The sequence below is a fragment of the Gemmatimonas sp. genome (assembly GCF_041689975.1).
Taxonomy (GTDB): domain Bacteria; phylum Gemmatimonadota; class Gemmatimonadetes; order Gemmatimonadales; family Gemmatimonadaceae; genus Gemmatimonas.
On the sequence record NZ_JBDNFF010000287.1, the window covers coordinates 1 to 2,007 of the forward strand.

The window sequence follows — 2,007 nt, forward strand, 5'->3', positions numbered from 1 at the left end:
TCGTTCGCCCAAGCTCAAACTGTGAATGGCGCGATCGGCCAGAGCGCCGATTGCGAGATCATCGAGCGCGCGCTGCACTTTGCCGATAATCTCCGACTCCGAGAGGGGGGCGTCGCGGGTCACGCTGTTGCGCACACCGAACGCCACATCGTCACGCACGGTCGGGGCGATCAACTGATCGTCCACGTCGGCCAGCACCATACCGACGTGGCGCCGCCACCGGTTTCGCTGTGCCGTCGAAAAATCGTGTGCGACGCCGTGCAGCGACACGATGCCCGACGTCGGCCTTCGCACGCCAGCCAGGACCTGAAGACACGTGGTCTTACCGGAGCCATTGGCCCCGAGCAACGCCACGCGCTCACCGCGCGCCAGCGTCAGCGAGAGCTGGTGGAGCGCAGTGTGGCCATCCGGGAACTGTACGGTGACAGCATCGAGGGCAAGCACCGCCACCGGATCCCGCCTGACAATCGGTGCGCTGGTCATGCGGCGTGTCGCTCGCGGTTCATCGTGCGGCCAGTACGCGGAATTCCGCGAGCATCGCGACCAGCAGCAGCACGGTCAGCACGAGAAAGACACGACGCGTCGAGATCGCAGCCCATCCGGCCGACACGACAGCCTCCGTCGAGAATCCACCACGTAGCTCCAGCCCTCGCTCGAGTCGGCTCGCGCGATGCGCCGTATCCAGGAAGAGGCCTGCGCCCAACAGCGCACTGGTCCGCCATCGTGCCGTCCAGGAGCTGCCACCCAGGCGGAACGAGGCCGCATGATGGCGCGCGACGAGCCTGGTACGCACCACCGCTTGCAGGCGCGCGGTAAGGATCACCGAGTCGGTGAGCAGCGCGGGCACACCCAGTTTTCGCGACAACAAGGCACATTTGTGTATGGGAGTCGTTGCCGCCAAAAGTATCACGGCGCTCGCGCAGGCGAGCGCGTGAAGTCCTAATGCCGCCCCATGCTTCGCGCCTTCCAACGACCACCACCCGGCAAGTGGCAGTGCATGCAGTGCTGTCCCATTGCTCGGCGCGGCAATCGCGAAGGGGAGCACTGACAGCACGACAAAGCCGAGCGGGAGAAAAAGCCACGTAAGCCATTGGCGTAGCGAGAGACCAGCCACGAAGGCAGCGGTGGTCGAGACCGCAAGTAACAGTGCCGATGCTGCCGGATCGACGTGACGGAAGGCGATCAGCAACAGGCCGCTGCACAACAGCATGCGTTCGGCCGGGTGGTGCAACGTCCAGCGCGTGGAGTTCGGCGTCTCTGCCGCCTGCGTTCGGTCGACCGTCGACATTGGGCCAGCTTCGAGCCACGCCTCGCCACGCTGGGTCATCCCTCGTCCCTGGCAATCACGTCCCGATCCGCCGATGCCGTCTCGCGTGCGCTGCGACGGTGCGATTCCGCGTACGCTGGCGCGACGAGTGCGAGCACCAACACCAACAGCGCCGTGCCACCCAGCAGCGAAAATCGCTGTCGTTCCGCGCTCGGAGTTGGTGGCGCGAGTCGCTCCCGCCACGGCGAAACGGCAGGGGTAAAGCTGGGCTGTACGACTTGTCGGACTGTATCGTCGGTGCCAACGCCTTTGCCCGGCCCCCACCACAAGCCAGCGCCCGCTGCGAGGGCCAGCGCCAGGAGAGCGACGACCGTCCGCGCAGTGGTTCGCGCGGTGCCGGGCACAGAGGCAATAGGAGCGCGCGCGGGCACGATCAGGCCAGCCGCGAGGAGAGTGTTCGCTTCAGTTCCATGGCGCCCCGCATCTGTACCGGAAGCGCGCGAAACACGAGCACCGTGAGCGCCCCTTCCAACACAGCGATGGGGAACTGGGTCAGACTGAAAACGCCAAGGAAGCGTACGAACGCACCGCTGAAGGACGCACCGGCTTCCGGGTGCGCAAGTGCGAGCTGCAAACTCGTGGTGACATACGTACTCATGTCACCGACGAATGCCGCCGCTCCGATGGCCACGAGCGCCGATAGATGCAGACGGGTGAGGAGGCGATAAACGAACAGTGCA

Annotated in this window: 4 protein-coding genes; all 4 read right to left on the reverse strand. The window is 65.6% G+C overall.

Features of this window, described 5'->3' with window-relative positions; translation table 11 throughout:
* The coding region (locus ACESNG_RS17475; RefSeq protein ID WP_373064578.1) for an energy-coupling factor ABC transporter ATP-binding protein at positions 1 to 483 on the reverse strand (483 nt) is incomplete at its 3' end.
* Positions 484 to 502: 19 nt separating this feature from the next.
* On the reverse strand, positions 503 to 1,288 hold the full coding sequence (locus ACESNG_RS17480) for a CbiQ family ECF transporter T component (RefSeq protein ID WP_373070038.1): 786 nt from the start codon (positions 1,286 to 1,288) through the stop codon (positions 503 to 505).
* Positions 1,289 to 1,323: 35 nt separating this feature from the next.
* Positions 1,324 to 1,671 carry a hypothetical protein gene (locus tag ACESNG_RS17485; RefSeq protein WP_373064574.1) on the reverse strand — a complete coding sequence of 116 codons (348 nt, stop codon included), beginning with the start codon at positions 1,669 to 1,671 and terminating at the stop codon, positions 1,324 to 1,326.
* 29 nt (positions 1,672 to 1,700) lie between these two features.
* Positions 1,701 to 2,007 (reverse strand): energy-coupling factor ABC transporter permease (locus ACESNG_RS17490; RefSeq protein ID WP_373070040.1); only part of this gene is annotated, 307 nt, incomplete at its 5' end.